The sequence below is a fragment of the Acinetobacter sp. ESBL14 genome (genome assembly GCF_036668815.1).
GTDB lineage: Bacteria > Pseudomonadota > Gammaproteobacteria > Pseudomonadales > Moraxellaceae > Acinetobacter > Acinetobacter gyllenbergii.
Map to the genome: position 1 here is coordinate 504375 of NZ_JAZEVS010000002.1, position 14458 is coordinate 518832.

The following is a 14458-nucleotide window of genomic DNA, read 5'->3' on the forward strand; positions in this document are numbered from 1 at the left end:
CTATCTCGCAATGTATAGGTCTAGCGTATGTTTCAGAAAGCTTATTTTTATCCCTTATTTGCCATTTTGTTCTGGGCGGGCAATGTGGTGGTGTCTAAAATGGCCAGCCATGCCATTTCGCCTGTAGCCATTACGTTCTATCGTCTGGTGTTGGCGCTCGCTGTGATGAGTACCTTTGTGCTGATTCCGGTCTGGAACAATCGACACTCCATCAAGCAGTATTGGAAACAGTTGGCATTGGGTGGTTTTCTGTCCGTGTCTCTATTCCAGTTCTTGTCTTATCAGGCAGCATCCACCACCACAGCCACCAATATGGCGATTGTCACGGCCTTGATTCCTTTACTGACCATGATCTTAAGTAGCGTGATGCTGAAAGATCGGCTGAGCTATGGCATGTTGTTCGGAGGTGCTTTATCTTTTTATGGCATCTTGTATTTGCTGAGCCATGGTTCAATTACCGATATCTGGAAGCAAGGCGTACATTTGGGTGATGGTTTGATGCTCATTGCGGCAGCAGGCTATGCCTTATATGGTGTGTTGTTGAAACGTTGGAAAATGCCGATCCCTGCTTGGCAATCGAATTTTGTACAATCCAGTTTCGCCATTGTTTATGTATTGCCATTTTTTATATTTTTGCCCGCTTCGCAGATGCAACTGAACCAACAGACCATTCCACTGATTGTTTACGCCAGTATTTTTTCTTCGGTATTGTTGTCTTATTTATGGATAGAAGGGGTGAGACATTTAGGGCCGAATCGTAATAGTATTTTTATGAATCTATTACCTTTATTTACGGCGCTGATTGCAGTGGCTTTGCTGGGCGAGCATTTGCAGATGTTTCACTACATTGGTGGCGGATTAACTTTAATCGGAATTTTGATTGCACAAACCATTCAGAAGCCGCTTCAACTTAAATCAGCCTCTAAACAAATTTTAGATTAAAAATACAGCTAAAAAAAGCTTTAACCGAGGTTAAAGCTTTTTTGGTTTAAGAATGATTTTGAGCCGCAATCTGGGCTTCTAAAAGTTTGATTTGATCTTCTTTTAGCTTGAGTAAAGTATCTACATCGCTATTCTGCTGTTTCAAATCATGTTGCTGGTCTTGCAGTTGTTGATGAATATCATCCAGTTTGGCTATCTCTTCTTTCGCCAGGCTATCATTTGCAGGCAGCGGTGCTTTCACAATCGACTCTTCAACCAACTGAATCGGAGCAGCGACATCACTGCTCGCCGTCGTCACTTCATCTACTGGAGTCGTTGCTTCAGTGGATGCTGGAGCAACGATTTTTTCAGCAACAGGCTGAGCAGGTACAGAGATTGTGGCTTGCTGATCTTTTTGAGCTAAAAACCATTGCACAGCAAGGAACAGCACCACGACAACACTTATTCCACCAATTATCATCCATAATAATTTGGAATTTTCTGTTTGGTATGTGGACATCATTTTTAACCTTCTAGTCAAAATGACGAGGTTTGAATTGTATCACCCCAATTTCATCTGGCTCAGCAGGTTGCGCCGGTTCCACGTGGGTTGGGCGTTTTTCACTATAAGCACATTCGATACATTCAATCCACTCGTCATCCACAGTGATGATTTTAACGACACGATCTAAGGCCCCGCATTTCGGGCATTTTGCGCCCGCGATGAACTGTCTTTTCATGTCAGTTAATTACACCCTGTGAACAATAATGACGTAGTTTAAGCGGTTTTATCGGTGTTCGTCCAACCTTGATGACGTAATAATGCATCTATTTTTGGTTCTCTTTTTCGGAAATTGCGAAACGCATCAAGCGCTGTATCTTTTCCGCCAACTGCTAGAATAAACTTTCTAAACTCTTTTCCAGTCTCGGTATTAAAAATACCTTCGCTTTCGAAACGATCAAAAGCATCACTGGCTAAAACTTCTGCCCATTTATAAGAGTAGTAACCAGCAGCATAACCACCTGCAAAAATGTGGCTGAAGCTGTGTTGGAAACGGTTATAGGGTACAGCAGGAACCACGGCAAATTTATCGCGAATATCGTCCAGTGTGGCTTGGATTTGCTGGCTGTTTAAGGCCGGTGCTTGACGGTGAATACTCAGGTCAAATAACGCAAATTCAATCTGACGCAAGGTTTGCATGCCTGATTGGAAGAAACGTGCATTCAATAATGCAGATAGCAATTCTTGCGGTAAGGTCTGTTTAGTTTCAGTGTGCTCGCTGAGTACATCTAAACTTTCATTGTCCCAGGCCCAGAATTCCATAAATTGACTTGGTAATTCCACCGCATCCCATGCCACGCCGTGCGTACCTGCAACCGAGATGTTATCTACTTCAGTCAGCATATGATGTAGGCCGTGACCAAATTCATGGAATAAAGTAATCACTTCATCATGAGTGAGTAGCGCAGGTTGATCACCAATCGGTGGGGTAAAGTTACACACCATATAGCAAATTGGCTTTTGTAGACCTGTGGCCGTTTGTACACGAGAACGGAAACCACTCATCCATGCACCACCACGTTTGCCGTTACGGGCATATAAATCAAAGTAAAAACCACCAACCACTTGGCCTTGATCTTCAATTTCGAAATAGCGCACATCATTCTGCCACACAGGGGCTTGGCGTTCGATAATTTGGATCCCGTAAAGGCGTTGTACGATTTGGAATAAACCTTGTACCACTTTTGGTGCAGGGAAGTATGGTTTAAGCGCTTCTTGAGAAAGATTGAACTGTTGCTGTTTTAACTTTTCAGAATAGTAGGTTGCATCCCAAGGTTTGAGTTCATCAATACCCTCTTGTTGTGCAATCGCTTTCAATTCTGCAATTTCAGCCAGTGCTGGGGTACGCGCATGCTCTGCCAGATCAACCAAGAATTTATCTACGGTTTCAACATCAGGTGCCATTTTGCTGGCAAGGGAATATTCAGCGAAGTTGTTGAAACCAAGCAGTTGCGCCATTTCTTGACGTAAGCTCAGGATTTCCTCCATCACTGGGGTATTGTCAAATTCAGTTTTATCAGATTGTTCTGAGGCACGAGTGACATAGGCCTTATACAGCTCTTCTCTCAACTCACGATCTTCAGCATAGGTCATAATCGCAAAATAGGCAGGGAAGTCGAGTGTGGCAACGGCTTGCTCAAGCTCACGCTGTTGTCCGTATTGTTTTAACAGTTCAACACTGCTTTGTGGCAGGCCTTTGAGTTGCGCTTCGGTTAAAGGTTTAAAGTAGGCTTGTGTTGCATCGAGTACATGGTTAGAGAAGTCCGAAGACAGTTGTGATAAACGTGCTGAGATTTCGGCATAACGCTTTTTGGCTTCACCCTGAAGCGCAACACCTGACAGTTTAAAGTCACGTAACGTCAGTTTAATCGCACTTTGTTGTGCTTCGTTCAACGTTTGAAATACGGCACTGTCATGAATCTGTTGATAGGTTTGGTACAGCGGCGTATGTTGGCCAAGCTGGGTATAGTATTCACTTAAACTCGGTAACAGCGCTTGATACACTTCACGGGTTTCCGCATTGTTCATCACGGCATTGAGATGCGACAAAATGCCCCACGATTCACTCATGTTATTTTCAAGTTGGTCGACTTCTGCCAAGGTTGCCAGTTGGGCTTCAGGGCTTTGCGGAACTTCATTGAGTTGATTTAAGAAGTTTTGACCGTTTTGAATGGTCTGTTCAATCTGTTGTTTTAAATCGGCAAGTTGAATTTGATCAAATTGAGGAACGGGAAGCGTCGCTTGTTGGAGTGTCATTGTATTTTTGCCATATTCATCTTTAAACATAGTTATAGATGTAGGGCTTAGCGGGGGAGAAATCAAGGCTGATTGTGCAAATCTTATAGGATTAATCTATTTCCTCAAGTGAGGTAAACATTGCATCAATGTGGGTTGGTTCATACATGACCTTGGCAAAATTTTTAGTCATGCATTCTGTTTCAAGGATTTCACCACTTTTGTATTTTTCTTTTTTATGTCGCCAGATTTCATTTTGCCGATAGTAGTTTGCTCCTATCTTAATAAAACGATGTTTTTGTTCAAAGACATGATAAATATAACCTAGATCATCTGAGCAACGTAAGTCACCCTCAAGGCATTTTTGGGAAAACCAGAGATTGATCTGAAACGTATATTCTGTTGGATTATAAAACTGATAATCAACATAGTTATAAAAAATAGCAGCACCACTTCCAAAAGGTAGAACTCGCCCCTGATCTGGAAATGGATCAAAAGAATGTTGTGAACGCTGTATGACCTGCAATGGACTATGGAGTACCAGCCAATGAATTAAATTCGCAATTTGACAGATTCCACCACCAATCCCGCCACGAGCTTGTCCAAAACTAAGCTCCATACCCTCAACATAACCTTGTTGGATAGTTGGTAAACCAACGAGCTGACAGAAAGAAAAGGTTTCTTGGGGTTTAATCAAAATAGTAGAAATTTTTTTACTTGCGATTTTTAAATTAATCACTTTATTTTTCTGCCAAAGCTGTTCGCTGTCACCAAGTTTACGAATCAGGACAGATTGGTGTTTCTTCACTCTAAATGTTAATGGGTTCGAGTCAAAGCTTTGGGCATATTGGCGACCATCCATTTTCCATTGCACATAACGAAGACCTCGCCGTATCCAAATCATGATGAAATAAAGGGCAGGGTGATATTGGCTGACTGGTTTTTTAAACAAAAGGCGAATGAATTGCATTGTTAAAGCAGGGCAAGTCCATGACTGAACTTGCCCTCACCTGAATTAGTCCTGTTTTGCTTTCGCATTCGACTTTTTCTTTTTCACTTTCTTTTTGGCCTTTTCTTTCGTATCAGGCTTAGCAGATGCTTTTTTAGCTGGCTTTTTGCTATAAGAACTTGGTTTGTTCTTATCCTTTTTCTTGCGTACAGGCTTCTCACCATCTTCACTGACTTTAGATTGAGTAGAAGGCTGTTTGCCAAATACTTCTTCAGTTGTTGAAGCACGCTTCGAACTAGAAGGATTCGCAGTACGTGGTGCTTTCTGACGAATTACACGCCCCAAATGTGTCAGCTGTTGTACCAGTTGGAAGTCAATCTTACGTTCTTCCAGATTTACGCCTGCCACTTGAATTTTGACTTCATCGCCGAGACTAAATGACTGTCCACGATTCTGACCAATCAAACTTTGGCTGGCTTGATCATACAGGAAGAAGTCTTCACCGAGCTGGCTGACATGAATCATACCATCCACGTACAGGTCTTTGAGCGTTACGAATAGACCAAACTCTGTTACGGCACTAATTACACCCACAAACTCATCGCCTAAATGCTGTTGCATATAATGGCATTTCAACCAAGTGGTCACGCTGCGTGAAGCTTCGTCGGCACGACGTTCAGTTTGAGAGAAATGCTCGCCTGCATCATCTAAAGCGGCACCAGACAATGGGTAAACTTTCTTATCTAGATAGGCTTTAATGGCACGGTGTAACAATAAGTCTGGGTAGCGGCGAATTGGTGAAGTGAAATGCGTATAAGCTTCGTAAGCAAGACCGTAATGTCCTGCATTGTTTGCACCATAATAAGCTTGCATCATCGAACGTAACAGCACTGCATGGATACTTGGTGCATCTAAACGATCTTTGGTTGCTTCAATCACCGCCTGATAATCGGCCTGAGTGGGTTGTTCTGGGAATGGCAAACCAAGCAATTTGACAAAATCACGCACTTTTTGAATACGCGAGAATTCAGGTGCCTCATGCACACGATACAACATCGGAATATCGTGTTCTAATGCGTATTCAGCTGCGGCAACGTTGGCCAACAACATGCATTCTTCAATCAGTTTATGCGCATCATTACGAGTACGTGGCAAGATTTCTTTGATGCCGCCCAACTCATCAAAGGTCATGTAGGTTTCAATGGTTTCAAATTCCATGGCATGACGTTTGGCGCGCAATTCTTTCAGCGTTTGATACAGTTGGAATAAGGTATTCAGTGATTTATGAATGCTCTTATCTTCAGGAATCGCATCTGTTGCGCCTTCAAAATATTGACCGACTTGGGTATAAGTCAAACGTGCCTTTGAATGCATCACCGCAGGGTAGAACTCATAACCTGTGACTTTACCTGCACGTGACAGTTTTAAATCGCAGACCATACATAAACGGTCAACATGTGGGTTCAGAGAACACAACCCATTCGATAACGCTTCTGGCAGCATTGGCAAAACGAAGTGTGGGAAATAAACCGATGTACCACGTTCTTCAGCTTCTTCATTTAAAGGCGAATCTAAACGGACATAATGGCTCACGTCTGCAATTGCCACCACAACACGGTAACCACCACCTGCGCGTTTTTCTGCAAAGACGGCATCGTCAAAGTCTCGTGCATCTTCACCATCAATAGTGACCAATGGCAAATCACGTAAATCGACACGTCCTTTCAGGTCTTTTGCTGAAGGTTCTTTAAAGCTTTCAGCTTCTTTAATGACGGCTTCAGGGAATTCATAAGGTAGACCAAACTCTAAGATGGTCTGCGGAATAATAATCTCGGTATCGGCTTTGTCTGCCATCGATTGAATGATGTGACCTGTCGCCAGCTCTTCGCGGGTCGGGTAGTCATCAATCGCAACACGCAGCATATCACCGACTTTGGCATTGGCGTGTTGAATCAATTCTTTTTCAAGGGTAATTGGTTGATGCTGATTCGGATTGCTCGGCTGAATAAAGTATTCACCTTCATGTTCCGCTACTTTACCAATAATCTGTTTGACGCGACGTTGTACCACCTCGGTAATAAAGCCCCAAGCTTTACCTTTACGGTCTACAGAGGTTTGACGGACTTTAACGCGATCGCCATTAAACACCAGACGTAATTCACGTTCAGGTAACAAGATATCATCCTGACCTGAGATATTAGCCGTGCCTAGGCCCTTACTATTGATATAGACCGTTGCTTCATGGCTCGGTAAATCGGTTGCAGGCTGGTATTTAAAACCATCTTTCATCAATTGTCCGTCGCGAACCATGGCGCTTAAGCGATGGTTCAAGGCATCAATACTTTTTTGATCGGGGATATTAAAGTGATCGACCAGTTCTGCATGAGATTGTGCAGTTTGTAATTGTTCTAGTGTAGTTAGAATAAGAGTTCGGCTAGGAATAGGATTATCGTAACGTTGCGCTTCTGCTTTTGCTTCGGGATCGGCCCAATTTTTAGTCATATCGTTTCATTTCACATCTGGCAGATCGGTTTAGCATAAGTCATTCAAACTCTAACTGCACGTCAAAGATTGCAAGATTCTGTTTATTGTGCCGATCTAAATAAAGGAGATAAGCCTATATTAACAAGCGTAGCGCTAAAAAATGCTGAAAAAATGCGAAAATTGATTAAAAAGTATTTGATTGAACTGAAAAAGAAGAAAAAAACAGGAACATCCCTTGTGTAATACGGTTTTAGTTTGTATTATTGCGCTCGTGTTACGGTGAGATGGGTGAGTGGCTGAAACCACATCCCTGCTAAGGATGCATACGGGTAACTGTATCGAGGGTTCGAATCCCTCTCTCACCGCCACTTTACTTAAAGCGCTCATAGCTCAGCTGGATAGAGCACTTGGCTACGAACTAAGGGGTCGGGAGTTCGAATCTCTCTGAGCGCACCAAGTAAAGATTAATGTAACACACGCCTGAATAGGCACATAAGTAATGCGCTCATAGCTCAGCTGGATAGAGCACTTGGCTACGAACTAAGGGGTCGGGAGTTCGAATCTCTCTGAGCGCACCAACTTAATAGAAGAAACCGCTTAATTGCGGTTTTTTTGTGCCTGAATTTTAGGAGATATAAATCATCAAGCTTTCATAAAGGCTTGAAATATAATACAGACCAAGTAAAGCAATCAGCGTAACTTTTATTTTTTTTGAAAATATCTTTAATAAAGTAGAAATCATAAAAACAATCAACAAACATAGCCAAGCGCCAATGAATGTGATGATCCACAGTTTCCAGTTGTGCTTTTGCATTGCAATCGGATTATTGGGTGCTATTTCATTGTAATTTAAATGAATTAAATTTCCTTTTAGATCCAGATAGTCAATGGCTTTGAGTTGATATTCGGGTGGGTTGTTTTCGATTGGTATCGTTTGATAATAATAGATAGTTTGAATTGCTTGTGTGGGCTGTTTAAGTTCTTGTTGGCATAACTTCATTAATTTGACATCACACTGCATGACTAAAGTGTGATTGTTGCTCGTTGGAAGGATGAGTGATGCTCCGACTCGCTCACGACGGATATAGGCTTCGTTGGTCGAGTTGATGTGTTGGCTTGAGATTTTCCATGCGTGGTTTCTTGCAAGATCAGCTTGGTGTAAGGCCGTTTGATGCGCCGAGCCAAAAATCAATAAAATGATGAAAGAAAAAAGAAAACAGAGGTAGGCATATTTAAAGTGGTCTGTAATGCTGTCTTCTTCGGTATTACTTTCGAAAATAGTTCTTTGCATTTTTTTCCTTTTGTTTGAGCTATTTTAGCTAGATTTTACCTTTCTGTTTTGTGCTCAAATAATCGATAAAGATAGCCGACCGTCCCGAGTACGCCAACCATGCGGACTACATGAAATGCGGTTACTATTGGCACACCAAGCTGTAATACATTGGCGGTTAATGCCATTTCGGCTACGCCTCCTGGGGAAAGGCCTAAACCGAGTGTGGGCAAAGGAATATCGGTCCAGAAACTGATACCATAGGCGAGCAAGGCGGTCAGTAACAGCGCACCTAGATTACTTAAAGCCACAACAGTTAAATAATGAGGTGCAGTCTTGAAAAAGTCAGGCTTAAATTTATTTCCTAATGACCAACCCAGTAACACTTGGCCTAAATGCAAGATTGGTGTCGGTATTGCCGAGAGGTGAATATCTTGCATTGTCAGTAAAATTGCAACCAATAATGCGCCAAAAGTCCAAGGATTGGGGAGTTTGTAGTATTGAAAAATACGACTGGCTACGTAAGCTAAAAAGGCTAACAGTACAAGACCGTAACCATCAACATCACTATGGCGACTCATGGTGCTCTGATCAATACCGTGCCATCCCATAAATTGATAAAAAAAGGGAATGCTGACCACCACCATTAATACACGTAAGGTATGAGCAGATGCGACTTTATCAACACGCGCCTGATAGTGTTCGGCTAAATTCGACATCTCATTTGCGCCACCAATAGCCGAAGCAAACCAGGCTGTTTTAAAGTCTACCTTGCCCCAACGATATAAGATGACAGAACCTACACCACCTAAACAGAGGGCAAAGAGAAGACCCAACAATAAGATATGCCATTGGCTTGCAATGAGCTGGATCATTTGTGGGGTAAAGTAGAGGCCGAGGGTTAGCCCTAAAATGGACAGGCCAATATTGCGTGCGCTGTGATGACATTCAATAGGGGCATGATTAATCTTGAGTATAGCCGTAATAAATAAAGGTCCGAGTAGCCAAGGCAGGGGGAGATGTAACCATTCGGCAAGATGTGCACCGATGAAGGCAATCGCTAGACTCGAAATATATTTGAGGTAGATCATGAACACAGTCGCCGATAAAGGATGAATAGAACGCGGGTAGAAGCCAATAGTCATCTATGATCGCTATTGGCTGAATGCATGACTATGAATTCACTTGCTGACGACTGCGTAACCAGCGGATGAGTGGTAAAACAATCATGATCCCCGCGAGAATCCAGAGTGTTTTAGTGATGTAACCGTCAAATAGGATAGAGAGTTCGCCTTGGGAAATAGACAGCGCTCGACGCAAACTCGATTCCATGAGTTCGCCAAGCACAAACCCGAGAATAAGTGCTGAAAGCGGGAAGTTGAGCTTACGTAAAATATAGCCAAACACACCGAGTGCAACCATCAGAATCAGATCGAACATGGTGCTATGAATCGCATAGACACCTACAAAACTCACTGCTGCGATTGCAGGAAGTAAAATAAAATTGGGGACACTGAGCAGCTTGGCAAAGTATCGAACCAGTGAAATATTCATCAATAGCAATAACACACTGGCAATGAAGAGCGATGCAATCAAGCCCCACACAATCGTTGGCTGTTCGGTAAATAGTTGTGGCCCAGGCGTGATGTTGTATAAGGTTAAGGCCCCTAGCATTACCGCGGTTGTGCCAGAACCAGGTACTCCCAAGGTCAGCATTGGAATAAATGAACCACAGGCAGATGCGTTGTTTGCAGCTTCAGGGGCGGCAATACCACGTAAGTCACCATCACCAAATTTACTGTCTTTGCCTGCAAGTTTACGTTCGCTGGTATATGCCATGGCACTGGCAATGGTTGCGCCAGCACCAGGTAAAATGCCAACAATGAAGCCTAAGAATGAACTGCGAATGGTTGAGCCGATGGTGAAACTAAACTCTTTGAGATTAAATAGACTACGCTTGCCTTGACCTAAGGCTTTCTGCCCAATACTGGTTTTTTCGAGCATGATCAGGATTTCACTGATACTGAAAAAGCCGATCACGATCGTGGTAAATTGAATGCCATCACTGAGACTAACGGAATCAAAAGTAAAACGGTACACGCCAGTAACAGCATCTACACCAACCGTGGCCAAAAGTAAGCCGATTAAGGCGGAAATAGCTGTTTTAATCGGCTGATCACTGACAAGGCCACTTAAGCACGTCAAGGCAAAAACCATTAGTACGAAATATTCTGCTGGACCAAACACGATGGCCCATTTGGCTAAAAGAGGAGCAAATAAAATAATACCGAAAATGGCAATCATGCTACCAATGAATGAACTCATGGCTGAAAGCGAAAGTGCAATCCCTGCTTTACCTTGTTTGGCGAGAGGATAGCCATCAATGGTCGACATGATGGCCGCGGCATCTCCAGGCACATTAATCAGAATTGCAGAAATTCGTCCACCAAACTCACAACCTAAATAGACCGCTGCAAGAAGAATCAGTGCACTTTCGGGTGGTAAGCCAAGGGCATAAGCAAAAGGGAGAAGCAAGGCTACGCCGTTAATTGGCCCCAGTCCTGGCAATAAACCCACAATGGTCCCGATAAATGCGCCGATCAGCGCGATCAATAGGTTTTGTGGTGTCAGTGCGACTTGGAAACCATAGATTAAATATTCAAAAACATCCATTTATTCTTCCTTGATTAACTCAAAAATCCGAGTGGTAATGGCACATCCAAGATGTAATCAAATAAACCGTAGAATAGGCAGCCAAAAATAAGGCCTGAGATGGCGGAGGCCTTTGGACTTCCTCCAAACAGCATGCCGACAGTGAAGAACATCAATGCAGTTGCAATTGGAAAGCCTAACCATTCAAAAGTCAGGGCATACATCAGCATCAATAACATCATGACACCGATTTTCTTCAGCACAGCGGCGGTATAGCCGAGATCAATTTGCTCAGTTAGTTTTTGAGGCCTAAAGGTTAGATAAAGACAAGCTAAAATTAAAAGTATTAACAGCAGGACAGGATAGGGTCTCGGACCTAGTGGGTCATAAGCGATTGGGGCGACATAGCTCCAAGCCAAATATAGAAGACCAAGGCTGACGAGGCCTAAAGTCCCTGCAAAAATCCTTTCCACGGACATAAAATATTCCTTTTTGCATTCAGATTTAGGCGTATTTCGATCCGATCTTGTTGCCACGGAAGATGCGTGATCAAAATACTTTTATTGTTTTCGGATTATTGGGTGATGAGATCGAATTCTTTAGATAAGACACGTAATTGATTGGTTTGCTGCATAACAAACTGATCGAGTTCTTCACCTGTCATGGAGAGCGGGAGTAAATCGAATTGCTCTCTGGATTTGGCAAATTTAGGGTCGGCCATCATTTTTTCAAAAGCGGTTTTCCACCATTGATAGGCTTCATCACTGACTTTAGGGCCGACATAGTACCCCCGTACCACTGGCCATTGGATGTCATAGCCCTGTTCTTTTGCGGTCGGGATATCAGCCAGTGCATTGGGTAAGCGTTCTGGTGCGAACACGGCAAGCGCACGCAATTTTCCAGATTTGACATGTGGAATTACTTCTGCAATGCCAGCACTAACCACTTGGATATGATTACCTAGAACAGAGGTTACCGCTTCACCACCGCCTTCTAATGCAATATAGGTCATCTCTTTAGGGTTAACGCCTGCTGCTTTGGCAAGCATCGCTGTCTGCATCCAGTCTTGACCACCGACACTACCGCCAGCACCAAAACTGACAGATTTTGGATCTTTCTGTAGGGCTGTGACCAAGTCATTCAAATTCTGATAAGGCGATTCTGCATTAACGGCAACGACCCCATAATCAGTTCCGACTACAGCTAACCAGCGAACATCTTTTTCGTTGTATTGTCCAAATTTTCCTTGGGCTAGATTCAGAAGTGAGCCAGTTGAAAAAGCGACGATGGCATTGTTATTGCCAGGATCATTGGCAACAATTTTATTGTATGCAACAGCCCCAACACCACCCGGCATATAAGTGACACGCATAGGAGAGCTTAAGAGCTCAGTTTCCTTAAACGCATTTTGAGTGAGTTTGCAGGTGAGATCAAAGCCACCACCAGGTTTCGCAGGTGCAATACATTCAGGGCGTTTGGGTTCTCCAGTGACCGTCTTATTCTTTGTACATGCTGTAAGACTTAAGCCTAAAATGATTAAAGTGCTGGTAAAGGTAACTCTTCTTAACATGTTTAATATGTCTCCATTCATCATTGTTTTAATATGCAAACTGCACATATTTTATCTAAGCGTCATTGCTTGATTATTGGGGGTAATACAAGAAGATTTAAAATTCCACTCTTCTCTATTTTAAGTGGTTTAAAAGGTGTGTAAAAAGGTTAGCATTATCGTCTGGGTTGTAGAGATTCTTTTTTTTAATATAATTTTTCTAATAATTTATTTTTGAAATAAATACTGTTTTTATTGATTAAATTAAAAAATGTTAATTTTTTATTTATCAATATAGGACGCTGTGTTTGATATTTTAGGTTTTTAGTACTCGTTATTTGATAAATAATTTTTTTGTGGATGTAAAAAAGCCTAAAGTTTATGGGCTTTAGGCTTGTTGGAAGGATTATATTTTTGTTCTAAAATTTAAACTCTAAACCAGTCCCAATTACAGGTTGCTTATCTTCTAAATTTGCCTGTTTGAAGGTTGCATAAGCTGTGTATCCATATGCCTTGACTTGTTTGTTAAATAGATAATCAACTCCTGTCATAATTTGTTTAGCATCATAGTTTGCATCGTCATTTTTAAAACGGGTTGAATTCTGGCTATATTGGGCTTTTACATTCCATTTCGAATCGTTTGACAACCGATACTCAGCACCTAGGAGCCAACCTACTGATTGATCAATATTAGCTGCGCCTGCTTGATTACCACTGGCTTCTTCAACCTCTGATGTTTGTATCAATGCTTTTAATGCCATTCCTTCGATGGGTTTAATTAGGCTTGTTAGACGAATCGTATTTGCAGCAGCAAATACACGATTAATATCAATATGAGGATCAGCAGCATTCAAGAAACCACGACCTAGGAAGTTGCTTGGAATTGCTTTGTCGTAGGCAATTCCAGCTAAAAACATTGGACTGGTATAGGTTAGGGAGGTTGACCATGCATCACCTAAACCATTGCCGTCTACAGTAACGCCTCCTTGACTACTGGCAATGCCTTGGGCCTCTCCTGTCGCAAGTAAAACACTGAACGCAAGATTGGCTTCATCACTGACTGTGATTTTGGGTGAATCATAAACCACGGAATTATTGATCCGATTTTCACCAGGCATAATACCTCTCACATCGGCAGTGTTGCGCATATAATTATTAAAACTATCTACAGCACTCGACATTTTTTTTAAAGGAGAATTATTTTTACCCACTTTCAACGTACCAAATTTTTCATCTTTTAAGCCAATATATCGATCTCGATGAGACCAGTCCGTTCCATCTCCATCGGCATTAAATGCCCATTCGATTAAATAGAGTGCACTTAAGCGGCTGGTTAATTTTTCCTCACCTTTAATCCCAAGAAATGAACTATTGCTATTCATTTTCCAGGTATCACGGTCAGCAGAATTCGCATTTTTTTCGGGAATATAATCGATACTGGTATCAATCTCACCATAGAATTTAGGTGATGAAAATGCTGAACTGGTTGCCATGCAAAGTATACTGGCGATAAAAAAATTAATTTTCATTGATGTCATCCTAACAAATTAAAAATTATGCGTAATTCATCCCTGTCTCTTTTTACTTGAGGTTTAAGGGGGTAATCGAGCCTAATTTAAAAGGCTCTTGGGGGATTTTATTTAGTTTTTGTGGTTTTTGGTATTTAATTGTCTTATGTTGTTTTGATTAGTATTTTTATAATTTTATAAATATTTAAATCTATGGCTTTAAGTAATTTTTATTTTTAAATTAATAAACATTTTGTGCCGTAATTATAAACATAATGTGTTGGGTTGAAAAAATATAAGTACTAAATTTAACTGAAAAATAGAATTC

At 41.9% G+C, this 14458-nt stretch carries 12 protein-coding genes and 3 tRNA genes; 4 read left to right on the top strand and 11 right to left on the bottom strand.

The window, feature by feature from the left end; translation table 11 throughout:
* Positions 1 to 27: 27 nt before the first annotated feature.
* A complete protein-coding gene (locus V6E90_RS10600; RefSeq protein ID WP_332605286.1) occupies positions 28 to 942 on the top strand; it encodes a DMT family transporter in 915 nt (304 codons plus the stop codon).
* A 46-nt stretch (positions 943 to 988) separates the two neighbouring features.
* Here V6E90_RS10600 and V6E90_RS10605 read toward each other — a convergent pair whose 3' ends face one another.
* From V6E90_RS10605 to rnr, 5 genes are all read right to left on the bottom strand, one after another.
* Positions 989 to 1444, bottom strand: a complete 456-nt coding sequence (locus V6E90_RS10605) for a hypothetical protein (protein WP_332605287.1) — start codon at positions 1442 to 1444, stop codon at positions 989 to 991.
* 10 nt (positions 1445 to 1454) lie between these two features.
* On the bottom strand, positions 1455 to 1661 hold the full coding sequence (locus V6E90_RS10610) for a YheV family putative metal-binding protein (protein ID WP_016542854.1): 207 nt from the start codon (positions 1659 to 1661) through the stop codon (positions 1455 to 1457).
* A gap of 38 nt (positions 1662 to 1699) precedes the next feature.
* Positions 1700 to 3739 carry a M3 family metallopeptidase gene (locus V6E90_RS10615; protein WP_332605288.1) on the bottom strand — a complete coding sequence of 680 codons (2040 nt, stop codon included), beginning with the start codon at positions 3737 to 3739 and terminating at the stop codon, positions 1700 to 1702.
* Positions 3740 to 3830: 91 nt separating this feature from the next.
* Complete coding sequence (locus V6E90_RS10620; RefSeq protein ID WP_065343290.1) at positions 3831 to 4688, bottom strand: VanW family protein; 858 nt, start codon at positions 4686 to 4688, stop codon at positions 3831 to 3833.
* A 45-nt stretch (positions 4689 to 4733) separates the two neighbouring features.
* Positions 4734 to 7169, bottom strand: coding sequence for a ribonuclease R (gene rnr / locus V6E90_RS10625; RefSeq protein WP_065343291.1), 2436 nt, complete (start codon positions 7167 to 7169; stop codon positions 4734 to 4736).
* A 260-nt stretch (positions 7170 to 7429) separates the two neighbouring features.
* Here rnr and V6E90_RS10630 point away from each other — a divergent pair.
* The 3 genes from V6E90_RS10630 to V6E90_RS10640 all read left to right on the top strand — a co-directional run bounded on the left by V6E90_RS10630 (position 7430) and on the right by V6E90_RS10640 (position 7729).
* Positions 7430 to 7519 (top strand) — tRNA-Ser (locus V6E90_RS10630).
* An 11-nt stretch (positions 7520 to 7530) separates the two neighbouring features.
* Positions 7531 to 7607: transfer RNA gene (locus tag V6E90_RS10635), tRNA-Arg, on the top strand.
* Between the two features lie 45 nt (positions 7608 to 7652).
* Positions 7653 to 7729 (top strand) — tRNA-Arg (locus V6E90_RS10640).
* Between the two features lie 47 nt (positions 7730 to 7776).
* On the opposite strand, the gene V6E90_RS10645 is transcribed toward V6E90_RS10640, so the two are convergent.
* The 6 genes from V6E90_RS10645 to V6E90_RS10670 all read right to left on the bottom strand — a co-directional run bounded on the left by V6E90_RS10645 (position 7777) and on the right by V6E90_RS10670 (position 14151).
* Positions 7777 to 8442, bottom strand: a complete 666-nt coding sequence (locus tag V6E90_RS10645) for a hypothetical protein (RefSeq protein ID WP_332605289.1) — start codon at positions 8440 to 8442, stop codon at positions 7777 to 7779.
* 35 nt (positions 8443 to 8477) lie between these two features.
* Complete coding sequence (locus tag V6E90_RS10650) at positions 8478 to 9512, bottom strand: AbrB family transcriptional regulator (protein ID WP_332605326.1); 1035 nt, start codon at positions 9510 to 9512, stop codon at positions 8478 to 8480.
* Positions 9513 to 9594: 82 nt separating this feature from the next.
* Positions 9595 to 11094 (bottom strand): tripartite tricarboxylate transporter permease, encoded by a 1500-nt coding sequence (locus tag V6E90_RS10655; RefSeq protein ID WP_278493554.1) that lies wholly within the window; start codon positions 11092 to 11094, stop codon positions 9595 to 9597.
* Between the two features lie 14 nt (positions 11095 to 11108).
* Positions 11109 to 11552, bottom strand: a complete 444-nt coding sequence (locus tag V6E90_RS10660) for a tripartite tricarboxylate transporter TctB family protein (protein WP_332605290.1) — start codon at positions 11550 to 11552, stop codon at positions 11109 to 11111.
* 95 nt (positions 11553 to 11647) lie between these two features.
* Positions 11648 to 12643, bottom strand: a complete 996-nt coding sequence (locus V6E90_RS10665) for a tripartite tricarboxylate transporter substrate binding protein (protein ID WP_332605291.1) — start codon at positions 12641 to 12643, stop codon at positions 11648 to 11650.
* 398 nt (positions 12644 to 13041) lie between these two features.
* Entirely contained in the window at positions 13042 to 14151 is a 1110-nt protein-coding gene (locus tag V6E90_RS10670; RefSeq protein WP_278493561.1) for a porin, read from the bottom strand.
* Positions 14152 to 14458 lie beyond the last annotated feature (307 nt).

Bases quoted from the DNA above. Each gene is read 5' to 3' on its own strand.
- V6E90_RS10600 (WP_332605286.1), top strand. From the start codon at position 28: ATGTTTCAGAAAGCTTATTTTTATCCCTTATTTGCCATTTTGTTCTGG.
- V6E90_RS10605 (WP_332605287.1), bottom strand. From the start codon at position 1,444: ATGATGTCCACATACCAAACAGAAAATTCCAAATTATTATGGATGATA.
- V6E90_RS10610 (WP_016542854.1), bottom strand. From the start codon at position 1,661: ATGAAAAGACAGTTCATCGCGGGCGCAAAATGCCCGAAATGCGGGGCC.
- V6E90_RS10615 (WP_332605288.1), bottom strand. From the start codon at position 3,739: ATGACACTCCAACAAGCGACGCTTCCCGTTCCTCAATTTGATCAAATT.
- V6E90_RS10620 (WP_065343290.1), bottom strand. From the start codon at position 4,688: ATGCAATTCATTCGCCTTTTGTTTAAAAAACCAGTCAGCCAATATCAC.
- rnr (WP_065343291.1), bottom strand. From the start codon at position 7,169: ATGACTAAAAATTGGGCCGATCCCGAAGCAAAAGCAGAAGCGCAACGT.
- V6E90_RS10645 (WP_332605289.1), bottom strand. From the start codon at position 8,442: ATGCAAAGAACTATTTTCGAAAGTAATACCGAAGAAGACAGCATTACA.
- V6E90_RS10650 (WP_332605326.1), bottom strand. From the start codon at position 9,512: ATGATCTACCTCAAATATATTTCGAGTCTAGCGATTGCCTTCATCGGT.
- V6E90_RS10655 (WP_278493554.1), bottom strand. From the start codon at position 11,094: ATGGATGTTTTTGAATATTTAATCTATGGTTTCCAAGTCGCACTGACA.
- V6E90_RS10660 (WP_332605290.1), bottom strand. From the start codon at position 11,552: ATGTCCGTGGAAAGGATTTTTGCAGGGACTTTAGGCCTCGTCAGCCTT.
- V6E90_RS10665 (WP_332605291.1), bottom strand. From the start codon at position 12,643: ATGTTAAGAAGAGTTACCTTTACCAGCACTTTAATCATTTTAGGCTTA.
- V6E90_RS10670 (WP_278493561.1), bottom strand. From the start codon at position 14,151: ATGAAAATTAATTTTTTTATCGCCAGTATACTTTGCATGGCAACCAGT.